This is a genomic window from Bradyrhizobium sp. I1.14.4 (assembly GCF_050435825.1).
GTDB lineage: Bacteria > Pseudomonadota > Alphaproteobacteria > Rhizobiales > Xanthobacteraceae > Bradyrhizobium.
On record NZ_JBNDLA010000027.1, the window covers coordinates 35,147 to 57,175 of the forward strand.

17 protein-coding genes are annotated in these 22,029 nt (G+C 65.7%); 10 read left to right on the forward strand and 7 right to left on the reverse strand.

The features are described 5' to 3' along the window. Positions 1-60 precede the first annotated feature (60 nt). The gene (gene mdlC, locus ABIB78_RS32730; protein ID WP_429032275.1) at positions 61-1,689 is read left to right on the forward strand and encodes a benzoylformate decarboxylase; all 1,629 of its coding nucleotides are present in this window, start codon (positions 61-63) and stop codon (positions 1,687-1,689) included. A 256-nt stretch (positions 1,690-1,945) separates the two neighbouring features. Here mdlC and ABIB78_RS32735 read toward each other — a convergent pair whose 3' ends face one another. Continuing rightward, entirely contained in the window at positions 1,946-3,493 is a 1,548-nt protein-coding gene (locus tag ABIB78_RS32735) for a 4-hydroxyphenylacetate 3-hydroxylase family protein (RefSeq protein ID WP_429032278.1), read from the reverse strand. Between the two features lie 91 nt (positions 3,494-3,584). Here ABIB78_RS32735 and ABIB78_RS32740 point away from each other — a divergent pair, with 91 nt between their 5' ends. After that, positions 3,585-4,199, forward strand: coding sequence for a TetR family transcriptional regulator (locus tag ABIB78_RS32740; protein ID WP_429032280.1), 615 nt, complete (start codon positions 3,585-3,587; stop codon positions 4,197-4,199). A 125-nt stretch (positions 4,200-4,324) separates the two neighbouring features. Here ABIB78_RS32740 and ABIB78_RS32745 read toward each other — a convergent pair whose 3' ends face one another. Beyond that, positions 4,325-5,119: an SDR family oxidoreductase gene (locus tag ABIB78_RS32745; protein ID WP_429032283.1), complete on the reverse strand. Its 795-nt coding sequence runs from the start codon at positions 5,117-5,119 to the stop codon at positions 4,325-4,327. Between the two features lie 160 nt (positions 5,120-5,279). Continuing rightward, positions 5,280-5,975, reverse strand: a complete 696-nt coding sequence (gene trhA / locus ABIB78_RS32750; protein WP_429032286.1) for a PAQR family membrane homeostasis protein TrhA — start codon at positions 5,973-5,975, stop codon at positions 5,280-5,282. A 162-nt stretch (positions 5,976-6,137) separates the two neighbouring features. Here trhA and ABIB78_RS32755 point away from each other — a divergent pair, with 162 nt between their 5' ends. Both ABIB78_RS32755 and ABIB78_RS32760 read left to right on the forward strand, forming a co-directional pair. Then, the gene (locus ABIB78_RS32755) at positions 6,138-7,601 is read left to right on the forward strand and encodes a YcjX family protein (protein WP_429032289.1); all 1,464 of its coding nucleotides are present in this window, start codon (positions 6,138-6,140) and stop codon (positions 7,599-7,601) included. Next, on the forward strand, positions 7,598-8,629 hold the full coding sequence (locus ABIB78_RS32760; RefSeq protein ID WP_429032291.1) for a YcjF family protein: 1,032 nt from the start codon (positions 7,598-7,600) through the stop codon (positions 8,627-8,629). Before ABIB78_RS32755 ends, ABIB78_RS32760 begins: the two co-directional genes overlap by 4 nt. Positions 8,630-8,860: 231 nt before the next feature. Here ABIB78_RS32760 and ABIB78_RS32765 read toward each other — a convergent pair whose 3' ends face one another. Continuing rightward, positions 8,861-10,396: a glycosyltransferase family 39 protein gene (locus ABIB78_RS32765; protein WP_429032375.1), complete on the reverse strand. Its 1,536-nt coding sequence runs from the start codon at positions 10,394-10,396 to the stop codon at positions 8,861-8,863. A gap of 219 nt (positions 10,397-10,615) precedes the next feature. Between ABIB78_RS32765 and ABIB78_RS32770 the strand changes: the two genes are divergently transcribed. From ABIB78_RS32770 to ABIB78_RS32790, 5 genes are all read left to right on the forward strand, one after another. Continuing rightward, the gene (locus ABIB78_RS32770; RefSeq protein WP_429032294.1) at positions 10,616-12,361 is read left to right on the forward strand and encodes an adenylate/guanylate cyclase domain-containing protein; all 1,746 of its coding nucleotides are present in this window, start codon (positions 10,616-10,618) and stop codon (positions 12,359-12,361) included. A gap of 162 nt (positions 12,362-12,523) precedes the next feature. After that, the gene (locus ABIB78_RS32775; protein ID WP_429032296.1) at positions 12,524-12,751 is read left to right on the forward strand and encodes a hypothetical protein; all 228 of its coding nucleotides are present in this window, start codon (positions 12,524-12,526) and stop codon (positions 12,749-12,751) included. 321 nt (positions 12,752-13,072) lie between these two features. Next, positions 13,073-14,272, forward strand: coding sequence for a molybdopterin-dependent oxidoreductase (locus ABIB78_RS32780; RefSeq protein WP_429032297.1), 1,200 nt, complete (start codon positions 13,073-13,075; stop codon positions 14,270-14,272). A gap of 11 nt (positions 14,273-14,283) precedes the next feature. Further along, positions 14,284-14,595 carry a c-type cytochrome gene (locus ABIB78_RS32785; protein WP_429032299.1) on the forward strand — a complete coding sequence of 104 codons (312 nt, stop codon included), beginning with the start codon at positions 14,284-14,286 and terminating at the stop codon, positions 14,593-14,595. A gap of 284 nt (positions 14,596-14,879) precedes the next feature. Further along, complete coding sequence (locus ABIB78_RS32790; protein ID WP_029080322.1) at positions 14,880-15,080, forward strand: cold-shock protein; 201 nt, start codon at positions 14,880-14,882, stop codon at positions 15,078-15,080. Positions 15,081-15,354: 274 nt separating this feature from the next. Here the strand turns inward: ABIB78_RS32790 and ABIB78_RS32795 are convergent, their stop codons facing one another. From ABIB78_RS32795 to ABIB78_RS32805, 3 genes are all read right to left on the reverse strand, one after another. Next, positions 15,355-17,424: a tetratricopeptide repeat protein gene (locus ABIB78_RS32795; protein WP_429032302.1), complete on the reverse strand. Its 2,070-nt coding sequence runs from the start codon at positions 17,422-17,424 to the stop codon at positions 15,355-15,357. A 188-nt stretch (positions 17,425-17,612) separates the two neighbouring features. Continuing rightward, complete coding sequence (locus ABIB78_RS32800; RefSeq protein ID WP_429032378.1) at positions 17,613-18,233, reverse strand: hypothetical protein; 621 nt, start codon at positions 18,231-18,233, stop codon at positions 17,613-17,615. A gap of 122 nt (positions 18,234-18,355) precedes the next feature. Continuing rightward, complete coding sequence (locus ABIB78_RS32805; protein WP_176529485.1) at positions 18,356-18,820, reverse strand: Lrp/AsnC ligand binding domain-containing protein; 465 nt, start codon at positions 18,818-18,820, stop codon at positions 18,356-18,358. A gap of 114 nt (positions 18,821-18,934) precedes the next feature. On the opposite strand from ABIB78_RS32805, the gene putA reads away from it, so the two are divergent. Further along, positions 18,935-21,940, forward strand: coding sequence for a bifunctional proline dehydrogenase/L-glutamate gamma-semialdehyde dehydrogenase PutA (gene putA / locus ABIB78_RS32810; RefSeq protein WP_429032304.1), 3,006 nt, complete (start codon positions 18,935-18,937; stop codon positions 21,938-21,940). Positions 21,941-22,029: the final 89 nt, after the last annotated feature.

Genomic DNA, 22,029 nt, shown 5'->3' on the forward strand with positions numbered 1-22,029 from the left:
TTTCCGCTTTTGCCGCCCGCAATGGACGGAACGTAACGAGACACAGATGGGAGCCGCCCGATGTCATCGCGCAAACCCGCCGCCAGCAAAGGCCAGACCGTCACCGTCAAGGACGCCACATTCGGCCTCCTGCGCGCCTGGGGCATCAACAAGGTGTTCGGCAATCCCGGCTCGACCGAGCTGCCGTTCCTGAGCGACTGGCCCGACGACATCGACTACGTGCTCGGCCTGCAGGAGGCGTCCGTCGTCGGCATGGCCGACGGCTATGCGCTGGCGACCCGCAATGCGGGCTTCGTCAATCTGCATTCGGCGGCCGGCGTCGGCAATGCGCTCGGCAACATCTACAACGCCTATCGCAACCAGACCCCGCTCGTGATCACCGCCGGCCAGCAGGCGCGTTCGATCATGCCGCTGCAGGCATTCCTCTATGCCGAGCGCGCCTCCGAATTTCCGCGGCCTTACGTGAAATTCGCCGTCGAGCCGGCGCGCGCCGAGGACGTGCCCGCCGCGATCGCGCGCGCCTATTATGTCGCGATGCAGCCGCCCTGCGGGCCGACCTTCGTCTCGGTGCCGATCGACGACTGGGCGCATGCGACGCAGCCGCTCGAGGCGCGCCAGGTCAGCCGCGAGGTCGGGCCCGATCCGGCCGCGATCCAGTCGCTGGTGGCCGCGCTCGGCGAGGCCAAGCGCCCTGCCCTCGTCGTCGGCCCCGCCGTGGATCGCGCGCAAGCCGTCGATCTCATGGTGAAGGTCGCCGAGAAGATGAAGGCCGCGGTCTGGGCCAGCCCGTTCTCGGCGCGCTGCTCGTTCCCCGAGCGGCATCCGCAATTTGCCGGCTTCCTGCATGCCGCACCGGGCCAGCTCTCCGATGCCCTGCGCGATCACGATCTTGTCGTCGTGGTTGGCGCACCGGTCTTCACGTTCCATGTCGAGGGTCATGCCGCGATCTTCGACGGCGCGACCACGATCTTCCAGATCACCGACGATCCCGATGCCGCCGCGATGACGCCGACCGGCTACAGCATCGTCGCGACGATGAAGCCGGCGCTGTCGGCACTGCTCGAGATGCTGCCCGAGACCAGGCGTACCGCGCCGGCTGGCCGCATCCTGCCGCCGGCGCCCGCGGCCGGCGACCCGATCCCCGCGGAATACGCGCTGCACGCGCTCTCGGCCGCAATGGGACCGCACGATGCGCTGGTCGAGGAAGTGCCGTCGCACCGTCCGCTGATGCAGAAGGCGATGCCGATGCACGGCCAGGACAGCTTCTACACCATGGCGAGCGGCGGCCTCGGCTACAGCCTGCCGGCCGCGGTCGGCATGGCGCTCGGCCGCCGTGTGGGGCGCACGGTCTGCCTGATCGGCGACGGCTCGGCGATGTATTCGATCCAAGCGCTGTGGACCGCCGCACGGCGCAAGCTGCCGCTGACCGTCGTCGTGCTCAACAATTCCGGCTACGGCGCAATGCGCTCGTTCAGCCAGGTGATGCAGGTGCGCAACGTGCCGGGCCTCGACCTGCCCGGCATCGATTTCGTCAAGCTCGCCGAGGGCATGGGCTGCGATGCGACGCGGGTGACGAAATCGGCCGAGCTTCCGGGCGCCTACCAGCGCGCCCTCTCGCATCAAGGCGCCAGCCTGATCGAGGTGATGGTGGATTCCGCGGTGCCGCTGCTCTACGCGCAGAAGGGCTGAGCGGCCAACGGCAGCCTTCGTTAGTGGGCATTGAGATTGCGTCGAATGGCAACCGCGACGGCACCGCGCTCCCTCGCCCCGTTCTTACGGGGAGACGGTTGGGGTGAGGGGCCGTCTCCGCGTATACGGTGATAGCTGCGTCTGCGGAGACTCCCCCTCACCCGGAACGCATCTAGCGATGCGTTCCGACCTCTCCCCGCACGCGGGGCGAGGCGAAGCGGAGTCCGTCGCTCGATTAGAAGCAAGCTCATCTGCTCTAGTTCGAAGGCACTGGCTCCTGCTCCTGCACCCGCTCTGACGGCGTCGGCACCTCGCAGCCGGTTGCACAACAGCGTCCGGGCTGCTTCGACACCCGCTGTCCCTCATCGACAAGACCGCGGCCGAGCAAATTCTCGACCAGCTCGGCCTTCTCCATAACCGGATAGTTGCGCCAGATCTCGCGCTTCATCGCCTCCGGCGAGCCGCCGCCGTGCAGTGAGATCACCGAGTACCAGCCGGCTTCGTGCGAAACCGTGAGGTCCTCGATCAGCCGCGCCACCTCGGCGCGCTGCTCGGCCGGAATGTCGGGGCGTCCGCCCATGACCGCGGCGAGCGAAGCGCGCGTCTCGGGATTGTGGTCCTCGTCGGGCCCTGGCAGCGCGACGATCAAGCCGCCGGAGACGTAATGCGCCACGCGGTGCATGTCATAGATCTTGGTTGCCAGCAGCAGCTTTCCGATGTTCGAAAACACCGCATCCGGCATCACGGAGCCGGCCGGATCTCTGGTGCAGTAGACCGAGGAGGCCACGCCGCAGGCATAGAAGCTCTCGGTGATGGTGATGAGTTCGACCATCGCCTCGCGGATATGCGCGTGCTTCTCGGCATCGAGCCCGTTGGCCTCGATCATCAGGGCGCCGGCGCCGATCAGGAGATCGCCGAAGCCGGCGCGCGCACCGATGCAGGAGTGCCGGTGATGCGTGGCATAGGACGTGGTGAGGAAACCGCCCTCCTCGGTCTCTCCGGCGAGGAAAACGCGGTCATGCGGCACGAACACATCGTCGAACATCACGACGCCGACCGACTGGCCGTACTTCGCCGAGAATTTCGCCGATGCATCGCCGGGCCGGCCGGCCGGCCGCGCGACGATGGTGACGCCGGGCGCATCGATCGGCACGGCGCAGCAGACCGCAAAGTCCTTGTCATCCGGCACATGGGTGCGGCACGGCATGACCAGGAATTCGTGCATGTAAGGCGCGCCGGTGACGATCGCCTTGGTGCCGCGGATCACGATGCCGTCGGGGCGGCGCTCCCTGATGTGAACATAGACGTCAGGATTGGCCTGGAGGCCCGGGCGCTTGGAGCGGTCGCCCTTGGCATCGGTCATGGCGACGCCGAGCGTCAGATCCTGGTCCTGCACCTCGTGCAGATAGTCGAGGAAGCGCTGGCTGTAGTCGGTGCCGTGCCGATCGTCGGTCAGCCTGGTCGCCTGATAGAGGCCATTCAGTGCATCATGGGTGAGATAGCGCTGGGCGCAGCCCGACGTCCTGCACACCAGCCGCACCGCCTCGAGCTTGTAGAGCAGGTCCTGCGAGCTCTCATTGATGTGGAGCATGCGGTTGACGGTCTTGCCCGACGTGCTCTGCCGCGCAGTCATGATCGGCGCATGCTCGGCGCGGTGGGCGAAATCGTAGGTGACGCCGACGCCCGCCACGCCCGGCGCCAGCAACGGCTCGTCGGCAACACTCGCCACGGCCTCGCCATTGACGAACACACGCGGCCTGTAGCGGCGCAGGGATTCCCGGTAGTCCGCAGCCGTCATCAGCATGGCGTTTCTCCCTTGCTCTTTTATTCTAACACTGTTAAATTATCTAACGCTGTTAGAATTGAGTCAAGGACGGATTCGCCGGACCATGCAGATGCGCGAGAGCAGGAAGGAAGCGGTCAGCCGCCACAAGCGGGAGCTGATCCTCGACGCGGCGCGCAGCGTGTTCGCCGAAGAAGGCCTCGAGGGCGCGAGCCTGCGGGCAATCGCGACGCGGGCCGGCTACAGCCCGGCGGCGCTGTATTTCCACTTCGATTCCAAAGAGGCGATCTATGCCGAGGTGCTTCGGCAATCGCTGGCCTCGCTCGGCGAAGCCGTCAGCGCGGCGGTCGCGACGACGCGCGGCGCCAAGCAGAGGCTGCATGCTGCCGGCATGGGCTTCTTCCGCTATTATGCGGACCATCCGCGCGATCTCGATCTCGGCTTCTACCTGTTCCGCGGCGGCATGAAGCCGGCCGGGCTCGGCCACGACCGCGACCACGAGCTGAACGCCGCGCTGGAGGCCGCGCTGCATCCGATCGCCGAAGCCGCCGAGGCGCTCGGCGCGTCCAGGCGGAAGGCGAATACGGTGATGGTGGACTGCTTCGCCCACGCGACCGGCCTCTTGCTGTTGCTGCACACCGGCCGCATCAGGATGTTCGGCGCCTCGGCGCCCGATCTGATGGACGCGTATCTGCGCGACAGCATCGCGCAACTCGGTAAGGAGTGAGGCCACCTCACGTGAGGATGGCACTGGCGGAAGGGTTCCCTCCTCCCTTGCAAAGGGGGGAGGGAGCCTGACCAGCGTGCTCACCTCACACCGCGGCGACGCGCGCGGTCAGTCTTCCCCGCGAGTCACTTCCCGTGCGTCTCCCGCATCTTGGCCTGGATCTTGGCCATGCCGCCGATCCAGCGGTCGTAGTTCTCGGTCTTCTTGCGCATATAGCCGAGCACCTGCGGGTGCGGCAGGATCAGGAAGGTCTCCTGCTCGATGCCCTTGAGCGCATCCTGCGCGACCTGCGCCGCGGAGAGATCGCCGTCGCCGGATTGCGGCCCCCTCGGGATCGAGCGCAGCATGTTGGTGTCGACGCCCTGCGGGCAGAGGATCGAGACCTTGATGTTGTCGGCGCGGTGCGAGATCGCGAGGTTTTCCGCAAAGCCGACCGCGGCATGCTTGGTGGTCGAATAAGCCGGGCTGCCGACCTGCGACAGCAGGCCTGCGGCCGAGATCGTGTTGAGGAAGTAGCCGCCGCCGCGTGCCTTCATGCGCGGCACCAGATGCCGCGCGGCATAGACATGCGCCATCACATGGATCGCCCAGCTCCGCGACCACGGCTCGTCCGAGGTTCCGCCGGCATTTTTCGACAACGGATCGAAGCCGCCGCCGATGCCGGCATTGGAGCAGAACAGCGCGATCGGGCCGAACATGCGCTCGGTCTCGTCGATCACGTGCAGGATGTTCTTCTCCTGCCCGACGTCGCATTTGAAGGCGGCGCCGCCGACCGAGGCCGCGACCCTCTCGGCCGCTGCGTGATCGAGATCGACCACCACGACCTTGGATGCACCCTCGGCGTGGAACGCCTCGCACAGCGCCTTGCCGATGCCATTGCCACCGCCGGTGACCACCACGACTTTACCTGCCACCTGCATGGCCATCCTCCCGATATCTTGATTTCAGAGCATGATTCGGAAAAACCGGTCTTCAGAACAGACCATGCTCAAACAAGGAGCGATCATGATAGCGCATCTTTTGCCGACGCATGATCTTTTCGAGAGCCGGTCCGCCCCTGTGCGTAAGGCCGATGGACGCTCAGCTCGCCAGCACGACGTCGAACACCGCCGTATAGTGGCAGGCGGCCCCGAGCAGCACGAAGCCGTGCCAGATCGCATTCTGGAAGCGCAGCCGCCGCCAGGCGTGGAAGATCACACCAAAACTGTAGAGAATGCCGCCCGCCAGCACGAAGCCGAGCGCCATTGCCGGCAGTGCCTTGATGACGGCGTTGTAGAGCATGATGCCGCTCCAGCCCATCGCGAGATAAAGCCCGACCGCGAGCCGGTCGAAGCGGCCGGGATAGCGCAGCTTCAGCCAGATCCCGACGATCGCGACGCACCACACGCCGACCAGCAGCGCGATCGCGAAATAACTGTCCTTCAGTTCCACGATAAACGGCGTATAGGTCGCGGCGATCAACAGATAGATCGCGGAGTGGTCGAAGCGCCGCAGCACCCATTTGGCGCGCGACACCGGCCAGAGATTATACGTCGCCGACAGCACCAGCATCGCGAGCAGGCCCGCGACATAGACCGACACCACGGCAATGTCGAATGGGCCGGCATAGACCGCGGTCAGCACGATCAGCGCGGTGGCGGCGATCAGCCCGAAACAGATGCCGACGATGTGGACGACGCCGTCGGCGATCAGTTCGGCGCGATCGTAGTTCCACAGCGCGGCGCCGGCCGCGTGGATCGAGCTTGAGGCGAGTTGCTTCAGCCGAAAGATCGTCATGCAGGCTTTCCTGTGGGCCGATGGAATATGGGTATCGCCGATATGGCGGCGCGTTCAATCCCTCGCCTGCAAAGGCGCCGGAAATGTGAAGCTTGATTTCGGCCCCATAATCGCCACCTTGCGGGTGATCGCCCGCCCCTTTTGGTCTTTCGTTAGCCCTCCATGCCCCCCAGCTTCTCTGAAATCGTCGAGGAAGCGCGTCTCTCGGCGCGGGCGCTGCTCGACTATGGCGAGGGTTTTTTCAACCCGACGGTACGGCTTGGCGTCACCGGCCTGTCGCGCGCCGGCAAGACCGTGTTCATCACCGCGCTGGTGCACGGCCTGACCCGCGGCGGCCGCTTCCCTGTGTTCGAGGCCTATGCCTCGGGGCGAATTGCGCGCGCCTATCTCGCACCGCAGCCTGACGATGCGGTGCCGCGCTTCGCCTATGAGAACCATGTCCGTACATTGGTCGAGGAGCGGACTTGGCCGAGCTCGACCACCGACATCTCAGAGCTCCGGCTCGTGATCGAGTATCAGCGGCAAAATGGCGCGGACCGCACGCTGACCCTCGACATCGTCGACTATCCCGGCGAGTGGCTGCTCGACCTGCCGCTCCTCAACAAGAACTACGAGCAATGGTCGGCGGAGAGTCTCGCATTGTCCCGCGAGCCGTTGCGCGCAAAACTCGCGGCGCCGTGGCACGCGCATCTGGCAACGCTGAAGCCCGAGGCCAAGGAGGACGAGCAGGCCGCGCTCATCGAGGCAAGACTGTTCACCGACTATCTGCGTGCCTGCCGCGACGAGCGCTTCGCGATGAGCCTGCTGCCGCCCGGCCGCTTCCTGATGCCGGGCAACCTTGCCGACACGCCGGCGCTGACCTTTGCGCCGCTCGACGTGCCTATGGACGGCAGCGCGCCCGACGGCTCGCTGTGGGCGATGATGCGGCGGCGCTTTGAAGCCTATAAGGACGTCGTGGTGCGGCCGTTCTTCCGCGATCACTTCGCGCGGCTCGATCGTCAGATCGTGCTGGCCGATGCGCTTGCGGCATTCAACGCCGGCCCCGAGGCGCTGCAGGATCTCGAGGCCGCGCTGGCCGGCATCCTGGACTGCTTCCGGCTCGGCCGCAGCACAATCCTGAGCACGCTGTTCCGGCCGCGCATCGACCGCATCCTGTTCGCAGCGACCAAGGCCGACCATCTGCACCACCAGAGCCACGATCGCCTCGAGGCCGTGCTGCAGCGGATCGTGGCCAAGGCCGCCGAGCGCGCCGAATATGCCGGTGCCGACATCGACGTGGTGGCGCTCGCCGCGGTGCGTGCCACGCGCGAGGCGCAGGTCGCACGCGGCCGCGACCGGCTGCCGTCGATCCTCGGCACGCCGGCGCCGGGCGAGGTCGCCAATGGCGAGCGGCTCGACGGCGAAACCGAGGTTGCGACCTTCCCGGGCGACCTGCCCGACAATCCGGAGGAGCTGTTCAACCGCGGATTCCGTGGCCTCTCCGGCTCAGGCGCCGAGGCCGCCGACTATCGCTTCCTGCGCTTCCGCCCGCCGAAGCTGGAACGAAATGGCGATGCGGAGCCGGCGCTGCCTCACATCCGCCTTGACCGCGCCCTCCAGTTCCTGATTGGAGACAAACTGCAATGAACGAGAAGACGCCCCCGCGGCGGCCGGCGACGTTCAAGCTCGACGATCCCGGCGTGGTCGTGATGGATCCGGACGACAGCGGCCGCCTCACCCGCGGCACGATCCAGATCGTGCCTGAGGCCGAGCCCGCGCAGCTCCCGGTGCCGACAGATACGCCGCTGGTGCCGGCGCGCCGCGGCTTCCGCTGGGGCACGCTGTTCTGGAGCGCGGTCGCAGGCCTCGTGGTGCTCGGCACCGGGCTTGGCGTCATCAACCTGGTCGAGGATCTGTTCGCGCGCAACGAAGGCCTCGGCGTCCTCGGACTGGCGCTTGCCGTCATCGCCGCAGTGGCGCTGGCAGTCGTCACCACGCGCGAGCTCGTCGGCCTGGCGCGGCTTGCGACCATCGAGAAGCTGCATCTGCGCGCCGCAGAAGTGCTGATCAGCGACGACCGGGCCGCAAGCCGGACTGTCGTCGCCGACCTGCTCAAGCTTGCGCACCAGACCCCGCAGCTCGCCCGCGCCCGCAGCGCGTTGCAAAGCCACACCGATGACATCATCGACGGCGCCGACATGATCCGCCTCGCCGAGCGCGAGCTGATGGCGCCGCTCGACGAGGAGGCGCGGCGGCTGGTGTCGACGGCCGCGCAGCGCGTCTCCGTCGTCACCGCGGTCAGCCCGCGCGCGATGATCGACGTGCTGTTCGTGTTCGTGGCGAGCTTGCGGATGATCCGCCAGCTGGCGCGGCTCTATGGCGGCCGGCCGGGCGCGCTCGGCATGATCCGCCTGCTGCGCCAAGTGATCGCGCATCTGGCGATCACCGGCGGCATGGCCGCGAGCGACAGCCTGATCCAGCAGATGCTCGGCCACGGCATCGCGGCAAAGCTCTCGCAGCGGCTCGGCGAAGGCATGCTCAACGGCCTGTTGACGGCGCGGCTCGGCCTCGCCGCGATCGACGTGACCCGCCCGCTCCCCTTCAACGCCTTGCCGCGCCCGGCGCTCACCGATCTGGCGAAGGACCTGATCCGCAAGCGCGAGGACGAGGAGTAGCGGCGTGGGCTAGGTGAAGGCACGTTTGCATCGTGCCCGCCATCCACGTCGTACTCGCGACAAACACAGCTGTCGTCCCTGCGAAAGCAGGGACCCATACGCCGCAGCGGATGTTATGAGCGGGGCTCGTCGTTCCAGCAACGCAGGATAATCAGCATCGGTGGTTATGGGTCCCTGCTTTCGCAGGGACGACGTCGAGTGTGTTGCGCCGCTGGCGCGGAAACATACCCCTCATCCGGCGCGCAAATGCGCGCCAGCTTCTCCCACAGGAGGAGAAGGAAGAAGTATCGCCAACACCCGCCAGCGGAAGAAGGTCGTGTCCGGCGGCGGCGACAGATCGGGTGTCCAGCCGCTGATCTTCTCCAGTGAATAGGTGTCCATCGCCATGCCGCGCCAGCTCCGCGTCACGCGCTCCAGCGGCTGACGCACCGCGGTGGTTCCGTTCCACAGCGGCAGGTTGTTCTCGGGTTCGCGCCCGACATAGAGGCCGGTGTGACCGCGGATCTGACTCATGCCGGGATCGGCAAAGCCCTGGAAGCGGCCGCGCTCATTGATCTCGATGACGGGCACCCGCCCGCGCAGCAACCAGCGCAGCATCGCATAGGTCCGGTAATCCGTGGTCGCGACCCAGGTCGCGCCGGTGGCCTGCACCTGCGCCAGGGCGCGCGCTGCCACCACATCATAGCCTGCCTCGGTGCCGATCGGATCGGTACGGCCGATCAGATTCCACGGCGCGAACATGTAATAGAGAAAGACGCAGACGACGAACACGATGCCCGACGTGATCGCGGTCCGTGCCCAGGAGACCGTCGATTTGACGAGCCCGACCGACCACCCCTCGAACGGCATCCGCGTGACGTTGATGGCGACCGCGGCAAAGCCGGCCGGCCACAGAAACATCGGCCAGGTGTCGCCGACTCGCAACGTCAAAGACTTCCAGAGGAAATAGATGAACGGCACCAGCACCGCCGTCGCCAGCAGGATCGCAACCGGCTCCTGCTTGACATAGCCGCGCCATGCCGTCAGCGCCGTGCCGAACAGCGTCACCGGCAGCAGCACGAAGCCGACCAGGCCGAACTGCATACCGATGAACTCGCCCAGTGTGCGGAGCGTGAGGTCGCGCTCGGTCGTGGCGCGCACCGCCTGGAAGCGGAACGAAGCCCAGTCGTGCTCTGCATTCCAGATCAGCACCGGCGAGAACACGATGACCGCGATCAGTGCGGCGAGGTAGGGGTACGGGCTGCGCAACCAGCGCCATCGCCAGTCCGGCACCAGCGCAAAGGCGAGCACCGCCGGCGCGAACATGATCGCGGTGAATTTCGACAATAGCGACAGCCCGGCAAACAGCCCGGCGGCGAGCCACCAGCGCCCGTCATTGCTCTGCGCGAGCCGCACCAGCGACCACAGCATCGCGACCGAAAACGGGATCAGCGCGGTGTCGGGCGCGACCTTGGCCATCAAGAGCCCGTAGTAAAGCGCGGCGTCCGGCAGCAGCAGCGCCAGCATCACGGCGCGGACATTGTTGGCCGTGACGCGGCGGACGATGTCGGCGAGCAGGAGCTGGGTGGCCAGCATCGCCACGATGCCGCCGAGGCGGACCCCAAGATTGGTGTCGCCGAGGATCGCGGTGCCGAAGCGGATGAACCAGGCGACCATCGGCGGATGGTCCAGGAACGACAGCACGTTTTCCTTCGACCAGGTCCAGTAATAGGCCTCGTCGGTGCGCAGATCGAGCGCATGGGCATAGACCAGCCGCATCGCGGTCATGGCGACGATTACGGCAATGACGCCGCGCCAGTCCGGCGCATGCGAACGGGCCGGCTTAACGCTGATGTTATCGGCTCCAGGTTCGGCTTGGGTTATCGTCACGGCGCGCTTTTTGTTCGACTCTTAACGGCGTGTCAACGTGCTGCAGTGCCCGCTATCTCGGCTCGTCAGGACCGTAGTGGTGTTCAGCACGGGAATTAAACACTAGACTTGCCAATCATGAATCACATGGCCTCCCCCTCGCGCGAGCACCTGCAGGACATGGCCCGCGGCGTCGGCCTGCGGCAGGTCCGCCTGGCCACGGGCGCGATCATGTTCGCCTACCTGATCAGCCATTTCCTCAACCATGCGCTCGGCAATATCTCGACCGAGGCCATGGCGATCGGGGTGCACTACCACACCGAGTTCTGGCAGTTCCTGCCGGTCGCCATCGTGTTCTACACCGCCTGCCTCGTGCACACCGCACTCGGTATCTGGGCGCTTTTTCAGCGCCGTGAGTTCCACTGGAAGGCGATCGAGCCGCTGCAGCTCACGCTCGGCCTGAGCATCCCGATGCTGATCCTCGTGCATATCGTCGGTGTGCGGCTCGGCCAGACCCTCTACGGGCACGAAAAGCTCTACCCGCAGGAACTCTACACCTTCTTCATCTCGTCGCCGAACCGGCTGTGGCAGATGCTGGCGGTGCTGGTGATCGCCTGGGTGCATGGCTGCATCGGCCTGTATTTCTGGCTGCGGCTACACGCTTTCTTCAAACGCGCCGCGCCGTTCCTGCTCGCCGCAGCCGTGCTGATCCCGACGCTGGCCATGCTCGGTATCTATCAGGGCGGTCGCGCCACGATGGCCGACTATCAGGACCCCGACTGGCGGCGCGAGGAGCTATCGGTGCAAAAGCTCGGCACGGCGGCCCAGGCAACCACGCTCGAGAAGATCACCGATGACCTGACGATCGGCTATCTCGGCCTGCTCGGCCTCGTGCTGCTCGCGCGCGGCGCGCGTGCCCTGCTCGAACGGCGCGGCGGCATGATCGCACTATCCTACGGCAATGGTCGCACGCTGCGGGTGCCGAAAGGACTGAGCGTGCTGGAAGCGAGCCTGCGCTACAACGTGCCGCATGCCAGCGTCTGCGGCGGCCGCGCGCGCTGCTCGACCTGCCGCATCCGCATCATCGGCGATCACACCGCCCTGCCCGAGCCTTCGCCGCGCGAGGCCTTCGTGCTGCACCGGGTCGGTACTGACGATCCGTCGATCCGGCTGGCCTGCCAGTTACGGCCGACCGCCGACCTGACCTTCTTCCAGCTATTCCTGCCGCACACGATGTCGGCGAACGCACACGCCGCCAATCCGACGCGGGTCGGCCAGGAGCGCTATCTCGTCAGCATGTTCGTCGACATGCGTGGCTCAACGCAGCTCGCCGAGAAGCGGCTGCCGTTCGACACCGTGTTCATCGTCAACCGCTTCCTTGGCGCGGTGTCGCAGGCGGTGCTGGAAGCCGGCGGGCGGCCCAACCAGTTCATCGGCGACGGCATGCTCGCGCTGTTCGGGCTCACCACCGACCGGCACGAGGCCTGCCGCCAGGCGCTACGCGCGGCGGCGCTGATCGCAGCCAATATCGATGAGCTGAACCAGTTCCTGAGCCACGATTTGCGTGAGCCGATCCGCTTCGGCATCGGCATCCATGGCGGCGAGGTGATCGTCGGCGATATCGGCTATCGCGACCACATGGTGTTCACCGCGCTCGGCGATGCCGTCAACGTCGCGGCAAGGCTGCAGGACATGACGAAGGCGCTGGCTTGCGAGGCGGTCATCTCCGACGAGGTGCGTGTCACCGCAGGGCTGGCCGACGATGTCCTGCCGGCTCAGGAGGTCGCGATCCGCGGCCGCCACGAGCCGATGACCGTGCGCACCGTCGAGGCGACGCGCATCCTGTCCGCGCTGGTCGACGACCGGCGTGCCGTCGCGGCCTGACCGGTTCATCTCCGCTTCAGCCCAGTGTGACCTGCCGCACATCCGAAGCCGCGTTCAGCAGAGATGCTCGAACGTGCCCGGTGCCGGATGCGACTGACTGGCGATGGGTAACACTGCAACCGCGCCGCGACAGAGTTCAACGCGCATCTGAAGGAGACGACCATGCTTCGCAAAGTCACGCTTGCTCTCGCTACTGCCGCAACCCTTGGTGCCGCCGCGCTGGCGCCGACCTCGGCTTCGGCCAAACCGTTCTTCTGGCATCCGTATCACCATCATTCCTGGGGCGGCCCGGGCATCTCCGTCGGCTTCGTCGATTCCGGCTGCTACGCTACCCGCCTGGTGCTGACGCCCTATGGCTATCGCTATCGCACCGTGAACGTCTGCTACTGATCGAAACCTTCTGCTTGGATGGAAATGCCCCGGTCGCCTGATGCGACCGGGGCTTTTCGTTGTTGCGTCGCAACGCCAAAGCGCGATGAGATTGGGGTGGATCGTCATCGCGCTTTAGCTCCTTGTTCGCGCATGATCTTTTCGGAAAGCCGCTTCACACTTTTCCGGATCATGCGCTGGTGGACGCTGCGAAAGCTCAATTGACTTGGGATTGTCAGGTGCGACATTTGTCGCCGCGCGCATTCCATGATGCGAAGGCGCGCATGGCAAGATGAGCTGGTGATGACCAGCTCACGACAGAACAGCTTCGGAGGAAGCGGAATGCTCGATCGACGAGACTTGATGAAGCGCGCCGGGTTGGCCGCTTTGGTGACGGGGCTGGGATCAAGGGGCGCATTCGCCCTCGACACCGTGACGCTGCCCTTCGGCAATGGCGAACGGCCGCTGGTGCGCTACCCGCAGAAGCGCCCGATGATCGGCCTGACCAGCCGGCCGCCGCAGCTGGAAACGCCGTTTGCGATCTTCAACGACGGTCCGCTCACGCCGAACAACGCGTTCTTCGTCCGCTACCACCTCGCCGGCGTCCCCTACGATCTCGACCCCGACACCTTCACGCTCGAGATCAAGGGCAAGGTCGACAAGCCACTGAAGCTGTCGCTGAAGGATATCCGGAAGCTGAAGGCGACCGAGCTCGTCGCCGTCAACCAGTGCTCCGGCAACAGCCGCGGCTTCTTCAATCCGCGCGTCGCCGGCGGCCAGCTCGGTAACGGCGCGATGGGCTGTGCACGCTGGCACGGCGTGCCGCTGAAGACCGTGCTCGACATGGCCGGTGTGCAGGCCGGCACCAAGCAGGTCACCTTCAACGGCATGGATGGTCCGGTGATGGACACGACGCCCGATTTCGTGAAGGCGCTCGACATCGACCATGCGCGTGACGGCGAAGTGATGCTGGCCTGGGGCATGAACGGCGAGGACCTGCCGTTCCTCAACGGCTTCCCGCTCCGCCTCGTGGTGCCCGGCTACTACGGCACCTATTGGATGAAGCACCTCAACGAGATCACCGTGATCGACAATGTGTTCGACGGCTTCTGGATGAAGTCCGCCTACCGGATTCCGGATACGCCGAACAACGCGGTCGAGCCCGGCACCGCGCCGAAGGCGACGATCCCGATCAACCGCCTCACGGTGCGCTCGTTCATCACCAACGTTGCCGACGGTGCCAAGCTGAAGGCCGGCCGCACCATGCTGCGCGGCATCGCCTTCGACGGCGGCAAGGGCATCAAGGAGGTCGCGGTCTCGACCGACGGCGGCAAGACCTGGACGCCGGCCAAGCTCGGCAAGGATCTCGGCAAATACGCGTTCCGCGAATGGAAGCTGCCCGTGAAGCTCGCCGCGGGCCCCGCAGATCTGAAAGTGCGCGCCACCAACAATGCCGGCGACACCCAGCCGATGGATCCGTTGTGGAATCCGGCCGGCTATCTGCGCAACGTCGTCGAAACCGTGCGCGTCACCGCGGCGTAAGGAGAAGCATCATGACCAGCAAGCTGCTTCCATCCCTCGCCGCGATCGCCATGTTGTCGGTCGGCGCCGCGATTGCCGCGCCCGTCAACTACGCACTCCCCGAGGAGACCGCGGCCTTCAAGCCGGGTCCCAACCTCGAAGTGGTGCAGAACAACTGCACCGCCTGCCACTCGGCGGACTACATCAAGACCCAGCCGCAGGGTGAGAAGTTCAAGAAGGACTTTTGGCAGGCCGAAGTGACCAAAATGATCAAGGTCTACGGCGCGCCGATCGGCGAAGCCGACGTCGGCAAGATCGTCGAGTATCTTTCCGCGACCTATTGAGACGCGGTCGATCTGTCCCCGCACGCCGGCCGAAAGCCCGTGCGCGGGGCCATCGATCCGATCCGAATTCAGCGGAACCGACCCGTTTTTGCAGCGCATCAATTGACCACGAAACAGGCAAACCGGCATTAAATCCCCGCAAAGCGGGTTGTTTCCGGTCAGAAACACACCGCCGTTTGATCTACCCAGCTTTTTTCAAAATGCTATCCTGTGCAGCACGGACAAGCCGGTTTGTGCGGGGGCCGGGTGGTCTGTTTTCGATTGATTCCGCGGAGACGACTGGAATGCCCAAAGGTACAGTGAAGTGGTTCAACCCGACCAAGGGTTACGGATTCATCCAGCCCGCAACGGGCGGCAAGGACATTTTCGTGCATATTTCGGCGGTTCAGAAGGCTGGTCTTCAGAGCCTCAACGAAGGCCAGACAGTTGAATACGAAGAGATTGCAAATCGCGGCAAGACGTCAGCCGAAAACCTCAAGGTCTAGCGCAACAGCGCCAGACCGGGCGGCGCACTCTCGGACGCCATCCGGGAGTGGGGGCCGATCCAAACACCAGACAATGTGACGTTCGGCGGGGCGAGCACCACGTCCGCGCGCAACAACATTGATTTTTCCTGCGGCCGCCATCGTCAGCGCGCCGACGTTTTATCATTTGCTCCGGGAACTCCGCACAGCACGCTGTTGTTGGCCGCTCATTACCCAAAATTGCGCATCGTGATCAGTGTCGAACGCCCGGTGGTGCGCGACTAAGCCATTCCGATCACAGACAAGTGCCACCCTGGCCGGTGCCGCACGGCACCCGCTTCGACAGCTCCTGGACCTTGCGCTTCGACTCGGCCTGCGCCAGTACGTCGAACACGCTTGACGGCGCAAGCTGCGTTGCCTTGCGGAAGTCCTCGGTCGCCTTGTCGGCATGGTTGAGCGCCTCGTGCGCCTTGGCGCGGGCGAACAGGCCCTCCACCGTCTCCCTTTGCGCAATCGCCCGGTCGAGATCGTCGACCGCCTTGTCGTAGTTGCGCAGTGCCGACCAGGTGATGCCGCGCAATGTCAGCGCCGGCTGATAATCGGGCCGCGCAGCGAGCACGAAGTTGAGATCCTTCATCGCGTCATCCGGCTTCTTCAGGCCGAGATAGGCCCGCGCGCGCAGCACGTGCGGGAAGGCATCGTTGGGCGCCTGCGTGACGATCTGGTCGAAGGCGGCGATGGCGCGGTCGTACTGCGAAGAGGTCAGCATCGCGAGCCCGCGGCCGAGCTGCGCCGTGGGATTGTTCGGACTTCGCTCCAGCACGCCGTCGATATCGACCAGTCCCTCATCAGCCCGACCCTTGAGCATCAGCGCAAGGCCGCGCCACGATTTGGCGATCAGATTGGTCGGCGCCAGCGCCAGGGCCTGATCGAAATCCAGCAGCGCCTTGTCAAGCTGGTTGAGGCCGATATAGGCGAGCCCGCGTTCGGTGAACGCGAGCGTCTCCTTCGCATTGAGCGAGATCGACTGATCGTAATCGGCGAGCGCGTCCTGCACCTTGCCGCTGCCGGCCTTGACGAGACCGCGCGCCAGGTAAGCCAGCGAATTGTTCTGATCGAGCGTGATGGCGCGGCCGGCGTCGGCCACGGCCTCATCGAACTGCCGCATGCCGGCGGCATTGAGCGCGCGGAATGCCAGCAGCTGGGGATCGTTCGGCTTGAGCTTGAGCAGGGTGCTGAGATCGTTGCGCGCGTCGGCCAACCGGCCGAGCCGTGAATAGGCCAGTGCGCGCAGCCGCAGCGCAGCCTCGTTGCGGGGATCGCCGCCCAGCACCTGGGTGAGATTGGCAACGGCGCCCGCGTAGTTGCCCTGTGCGACGAACTGCTTGGCCTGCTCGATCTGCTGGTTACCCGCGGCCGGCGCGGCTGGCCGCGCCGCCGTTGTACCTGGAGCTTGCGTGGCGGGCGGAGGGCCGGCGGCACCTGCCTTGGTCAGCTCGGCCTGCATCGCGACCGCCTGCTGGCGCTGCTGCTGGATCTCCTTGTTGTCGGGAAGAACCGTCAACAGCCGGTCGAAGTCGGCAATGGCGCGGGCATAGTCGCCCTTGGCGCTGTAGAGCTGGGCGCGCGCGAAGTAGGCGTTGCGCTCGGACTGCGGCGCCTGCGCGATCGCGCGCGAGAAATCATCGATCGCGTGATCCAAGTCGCCCTTGCGGCGATAGGCCTGGCCGCGCCAGTAGAACGCATTCGGCGTGCTTGCATTGACGGCAATCGCGGTGTTTGCGTCGGCCAGCGCCGCATCGGGCTGTCCGGATTCGACATAGGCCCGCGCGCGCCCGACATGGGCCGCGGGGAGATCCTGCCGCAGCGTGATCGCCTGGCCGTAATCCGAGATCGCATCGCTCCAGGCGTGCTGGTCGGCGCGCAGATTGCCGCGCGCCAGGAAGCCGAACGGGTTCTTCGGCTCGAGCTCGATCGCGCGGTCGAAATCGGCGCGGGCCTGATCCATGCTGCCCTTGCGCTGCTGGACGTAGCCGCGCGCGATCAGCGCCGGCACGAATTGGCCGTTCAGCTGCACCGCCGCGTCGGCATCGCTGAGGGCCTGATCGACCTTGCCGCGCGCGATGTAGAATCGCGAGCGGCCGGTCAAGGCCTTGGTGCGATCCTCCGTGGAGCGTGCGGTATCGCTGATGATGCCGGAACACGCCGCCTCGGCCTTGTCCGTCGGCGGCCCGCTGCAATCCTCGACATCACCCGCGCGGGCCGGGCCGGCGAGCACAGGCCAAAGCAACAGTGCAAGCGTCGGCAAGAGTAGGAAACGAGCACCGCCGATAGCGGCATCGATGCAGGTCGAATGTGAACGCATGTGGTAGCCTCGGGTTGACCGAATGCTGCCGGTTTTAACGCCTCACTTGGTTCTTATGGTGATGGGCGCTGAACGTTTATTTTGGAACCTTGTTGTTCGAATCTTGGCGTTTGGTTCCAGCCCCGATGACGCAGGTCGCTAACCCTCCCATCGACGGGGATGGAACACCTCGAAACGCGCACTGCCGTTCAATCTTCCGTAACCCACTGAGCGACGGTCATGACGTCAGGCGGTTGCAGATAGCCGCGGGGCCAGAGATCGACAACCCATTCCACCTTGGTCGCGCGCTCGAGCAGAACCGCGGTGTTGTGCGGCGTTTGCCCCAACGAAAATCCACGGTAGTGGGGATCTCCCACAGTGTGGAACTTGAACAGGTTCCACGACTGCATCACCAGCATCAAGCTGGTGGTGTTACGCGTCGTGTCCCAGCAATCGTAATTGTGCTTGTCGTCGTTGGCGCGGAAGTCCGCTTTCGCGACGCGCTTGTCGGTGCCGAGGATTGGTCCCATCCGGCGGTCGAACCAGATCACGGCCTTTTGCACGGCTGCGCGTTCGGCGGCGGCATTGGCCCGGCCGGTGGCCATGATCTTGGTCAAGGCCGCTCTGTCGGCTGCGCTGAAGTCGAGCATCTCGCGGCGCCGGCAGACGAAGCCGTAGCACACCGTCATCGCCGAGGCGGACGGTGGATAGATCGAGACCGATGTATAGAGCTGCATGACACCCGAGCTGAGCTCGGCCGCGCGGGCCGGAGCGGCCGATGGCAAGGACAGCATGAGCATGGAAAGCGCGCCGGCTAATCCGGCCCGCATCGCTTGTATCGGCTGATCGGCGTCTTTCATGAACCACTGCCCCAACTCAACTAGACGATTAACGCGGGTGCGCAGCGATGCCAATACTCCTGCGCATGGCTGTGGATCAGATCGGCGGCATGTCAGCCGACCGGCAGCGGCGCATCGCGCTTGACTTCCTCCATCACCGCATAGGTTCGCGTCTCGCGCACGCCCGGCAGTGCCAGCAGGGTTTCGCCGAGAAACCTGCGATAGGCGGTCATGTTGGCGACGCGTGCCTTGACCAGATAGTCGAAGCCGCCGGCTACCATGTGACACTCCAGCACTTCCGGCGCGGTCTGGACCGCCCTGGCGAACTTCTCGAAGACATCGGGCGTGGTCTTATCGAGCAGCACCTCGACAAACACCAGGAGGCCGAGCCCAAGCCGGTGCGGATTGAGCCGCGCGCCGTAGCCCTCGACGAAGCCGTCGCGCTGCAGCCGCTTCAGCCGCTCACCGACCGAAGTCGGTGACAGACCGATCCGTTCAGCCAGTTCCACATTGGCAATCCGGCCATCCCCTTGCAGGATCGAGAGGATTTTGCGGTCAATCTTGTCGATATCTGTCATATTTGCGGCAATTTATTAATTTGTCCAGATTTTCTAAGGCAAATTGGCTAATTTGTCTATCGAGTTACGGTTCACCTGCGCGTAGGTATTCGCGTGTAACCCCAAGGAACCGCCATGCCAGACCCGCTCCCGCCGCCGTTCAGCGCGCCCTACGCACCCGATGACAGCGCCATCGCCGCCCGCATGCGCCAGGACGCGAGGCCCGGCGCCGACCAGGAGGTCCGGATCGACCGCACGGCGACGCGCCTGATCGAGGCGATCCGGGCGAACGACGATCCGCTCGGCGGCGTTGAGGACATGCTGCGGGAGTTCGCGCTGTCGACCAAGGAGGGGCTGGCGCTGATGGTGCTGGCGGAAGCGCTGTTGCGGGTGCCTGACGCGCGCACCGCGGATCAGTTCATCGAGGACAAGCTCGGCCAGGGCGACTTCATCAACCACGAGACCAGATCGAGCGCGTTCCTGGTCAACGCCTCGGCCTGGGCACTTGGCGTATCGGCGCGCGTGATCCAGCCCGGCGAGACCCCGCAGGGCACGATCGGGCGGCTGACGAAGCGGCTCGGTGCACCGGCAGTGCGCGCCGCGACGCGGCAGGCGATGCGGCTGATGGGGAGCCATTTCGTGCTCGGCGAGACCATCGAGGCGGCGCTGGCGCGCGCGCAATCGCACACGGCGCGCGGCTCGCGCTATTCCTTCGACATGCTCGGCGAAGGCGCGCGCACCGCCGACGACGCGCAGCGCTATTTCGAATCCTACGCCCGCGCGATCGAGGCGATCGGCAAGGCGGCCGGCGATCAGGCCCTGCCCGACCGGCCCGGCATCTCGGTCAAGCTCTCCGCACTGCATCCGCGCTTCGAGGCGGTCAGCCGCGCGCGGGTGATGACCGAGCTGGTGCCGCAACTGGTCGATCTCGCGCGCCGCGCCAAGGCGTACGACCTGAATTTCACCGTCGACGCCGAGGAAGCCGACCGGCTGGAGTTGTCGCTCGACGTCATCGCCGCGGCGTTCGCCGACCAGTCGCTTGCCGGCTGGAGCGGTTTTGGGCTCGCGATCCAGGCCTATCAGAAGCGCGCCGCCAAGGTGATCGACTACGTCGATGCACTGACGCATGCGCTGGACCGCAGGATGATGGTGCGCCTGGTCAAGGGCGCCTATTGGGACACCGAGATCAAGCGCGCACAGGAACGCGGGCTCGACGGCTATCCGGTGTTCACCCGCAAGGCGATGACCGACCTGAACTACGTCGCCTGCGCGCGAAAGCTGCTGGCGCTGCGGCCGCGGCTGTTCCCGCAATTCGCCACCCACAACGCGCTGACGGTCGCGACCGTTCTCGAACTCGCCGGCGATCCCAACAGTTTTGAATTCCAGCGACTACATGGCATGGGCGAGGCGCTGTACGCGCAGCTCGGCGATGACAGGCCGGAGATCGCCCACCGCACCTATGCGCCGGTCGGCAGCCATCGCGACCTGCTCGCCTATCTGGTGCGGCGCTTGCTCGAGAACGGCGCCAACTCGTCCTTCGTGGCACTGGCCGCCGACAATCGCGTGCCGATCGCGGATCTGCTGCGCCGCCCGGCCGAGATCATAGGTAGCGACAACAAGGCTTCGCACTCCGCGATTCCATTGCCGGCCAATCTCTACCGCCCGGAGCGCGAGAACTCGCACGGCATCGAATTCGGCGAACGAAAGGCGCTCGACGCGTTGGCATCCTCGATTGCCGTCGAACGCAGGACTGCGCTCCGCGCCGTCAGCACATCAACAACCGAACAGGCGGCTGCCGCCGTCACCGCTGCGCGCCGTGGCTTCAAGGCCTGGAACGGCACGCCGGCCACGCAACGTGCGGCCGTGCTGGACAAGGCCGCCGATCTGCTCGAGCAACGCCGCGCCCACTTCCTCGCCTTGCTGCAGAGCGAAGGCGGCAAGACACTCGATGACGCACTCTCCGAGGTACGCGAGGCGATCGACTTCTGCCGCTACTATGCAGCGCTCGGCCAAAAGCTGTTCGGCAAAGGCGAGACGATGCCGGGGCCGACCGGCGAGAGCAATGTGCTGGAGCTGCGCGGCCGCGGCGCGTTCGTCGCGATCTCGCCGTGGAATTTCCCGCTCGCGATCTTCCTCGGCCAGGTGACGGCGGCGCTGATGGCAGGCAATGCGGTGATCGCAAAGCCGGCCGAGCAGACCCCGCGCATCGCAGCCGAGGCTGTCGCGCTGCTGCATCAGGCCGGCGTGCCGGCATCGGCGTTGCATCTGATCCAGGGCGACGGCGCGGCCGGCGCCGCGCTGGTCAGCCATCCCGCCATTGCCGGCGTCGTCTTCACCGGCTCGACGGAAGTGGCGCGCTCGATCAACCGCACGCTCGCCGCCAAGGACGGCCCGATCGTGCCGCTGATCGCCGAAACCGGCGGCATCAATGCCATGATCGTCGACGCCACCGCGCTGCCCGAGCAGGTCGCCGACGATGTCGTGACCTCGGCGTTCCGTTCCGCAGGCCAGCGCTGCTCGGCGCTGCGGCTGCTGTTCGTGCAGGACGACGTCGCCGACCGCATGATCGAGATGATCGCGGGCGCCGCACGCGAACTGAAGATCGGCGATCCCTCCGATGTGTCGACGCAGATCGGACCGGTGATCGATGCCGAGGCCAAGCAGCGGCTCGATGCGCATATCGCACGGATGAAGCAGCAGGCGCGGGTGCATCTTGCCGGCGAGGCGCCGGCCGGCAATTTCGTCGCGCCGCATATCTTCGAGCTGTCGGCGGCAAGCCAGCTGAGCGAGGAGGTGTTCGGCCCGATCCTGCATGTCGTGCGCTACCGCGCCGAGCGGCTGGGCGACGTGCTGGCCGAGATCGAGGCGACCGGCTTCGGGCTGACGCTCGGCATCCATTCGCGCATCGACGACACGATCGAGCACGTGATCGACCGTCTCCAGGTCGGCAACATCTATGTCAACCGCAACATGATCGGTGCGGTCGTCGGCGTGCAGCCGTTCGGCGGCAGCGGCCTCTCCGGCACCGGCCCCAAGGCCGGCGGCCCACATTACCTCGCGCGCTTCGCCACCGAACAGACCATCACGATCAACACCGCCGCCGCGGGCGGCAACGCGGCGCTGATGGCGGGGGTGGAGTAAAGCCCATAAGCGACATGTCATTCCGGCATGGTGCATGAGCGCCAGGCCCGGAATGACTTGGTTGCATCGCGCCCCCGAGATGGGTCAAA

Coding starts and splice junctions, on each gene's coding strand:
- mdlC (WP_429032275.1), top strand. CDS start 61: ATGTCATCGCGCAAACCCGCCGCCAGCAAAGGCCAGACCGTCACCGTC.
- ABIB78_RS32735 (WP_429032278.1), bottom strand. CDS start 3,493: ATGCTGATGACGGCTGCGGACTACCGGGAATCCCTGCGCCGCTACAGG.
- ABIB78_RS32740 (WP_429032280.1), top strand. CDS start 3,585: ATGCGCGAGAGCAGGAAGGAAGCGGTCAGCCGCCACAAGCGGGAGCTG.
- ABIB78_RS32745 (WP_429032283.1), bottom strand. CDS start 5,119: ATGCAGGTGGCAGGTAAAGTCGTGGTGGTCACCGGCGGTGGCAATGGC.
- trhA (WP_429032286.1), bottom strand. CDS start 5,975: ATGACGATCTTTCGGCTGAAGCAACTCGCCTCAAGCTCGATCCACGCG.
- ABIB78_RS32755 (WP_429032289.1), top strand. CDS start 6,138: ATGCCCCCCAGCTTCTCTGAAATCGTCGAGGAAGCGCGTCTCTCGGCG.
- ABIB78_RS32760 (WP_429032291.1), top strand. CDS start 7,598: ATGAACGAGAAGACGCCCCCGCGGCGGCCGGCGACGTTCAAGCTCGAC.
- ABIB78_RS32765 (WP_429032375.1), bottom strand. CDS start 10,396: ATGACCGCGATGCGGCTGGTCTATGCCCATGCGCTCGATCTGCGCACC.
- ABIB78_RS32770 (WP_429032294.1), top strand. CDS start 10,616: ATGAATCACATGGCCTCCCCCTCGCGCGAGCACCTGCAGGACATGGCC.
- ABIB78_RS32775 (WP_429032296.1), top strand. CDS start 12,524: ATGCTTCGCAAAGTCACGCTTGCTCTCGCTACTGCCGCAACCCTTGGT.
- ABIB78_RS32780 (WP_429032297.1), top strand. CDS start 13,073: ATGCTCGATCGACGAGACTTGATGAAGCGCGCCGGGTTGGCCGCTTTG.
- ABIB78_RS32785 (WP_429032299.1), top strand. CDS start 14,284: ATGACCAGCAAGCTGCTTCCATCCCTCGCCGCGATCGCCATGTTGTCG.
- ABIB78_RS32790 (WP_029080322.1), top strand. CDS start 14,880: ATGCCCAAAGGTACAGTGAAGTGGTTCAACCCGACCAAGGGTTACGGA.
- ABIB78_RS32795 (WP_429032302.1), bottom strand. CDS start 17,424: ATGCGTTCACATTCGACCTGCATCGATGCCGCTATCGGCGGTGCTCGT.
- ABIB78_RS32800 (WP_429032378.1), bottom strand. CDS start 18,233: ATGCGGGCCGGATTAGCCGGCGCGCTTTCCATGCTCATGCTGTCCTTG.
- ABIB78_RS32805 (WP_176529485.1), bottom strand. CDS start 18,820: ATGACAGATATCGACAAGATTGACCGCAAAATCCTCTCGATCCTGCAA.
- putA (WP_429032304.1), top strand. CDS start 18,935: ATGCCAGACCCGCTCCCGCCGCCGTTCAGCGCGCCCTACGCACCCGAT.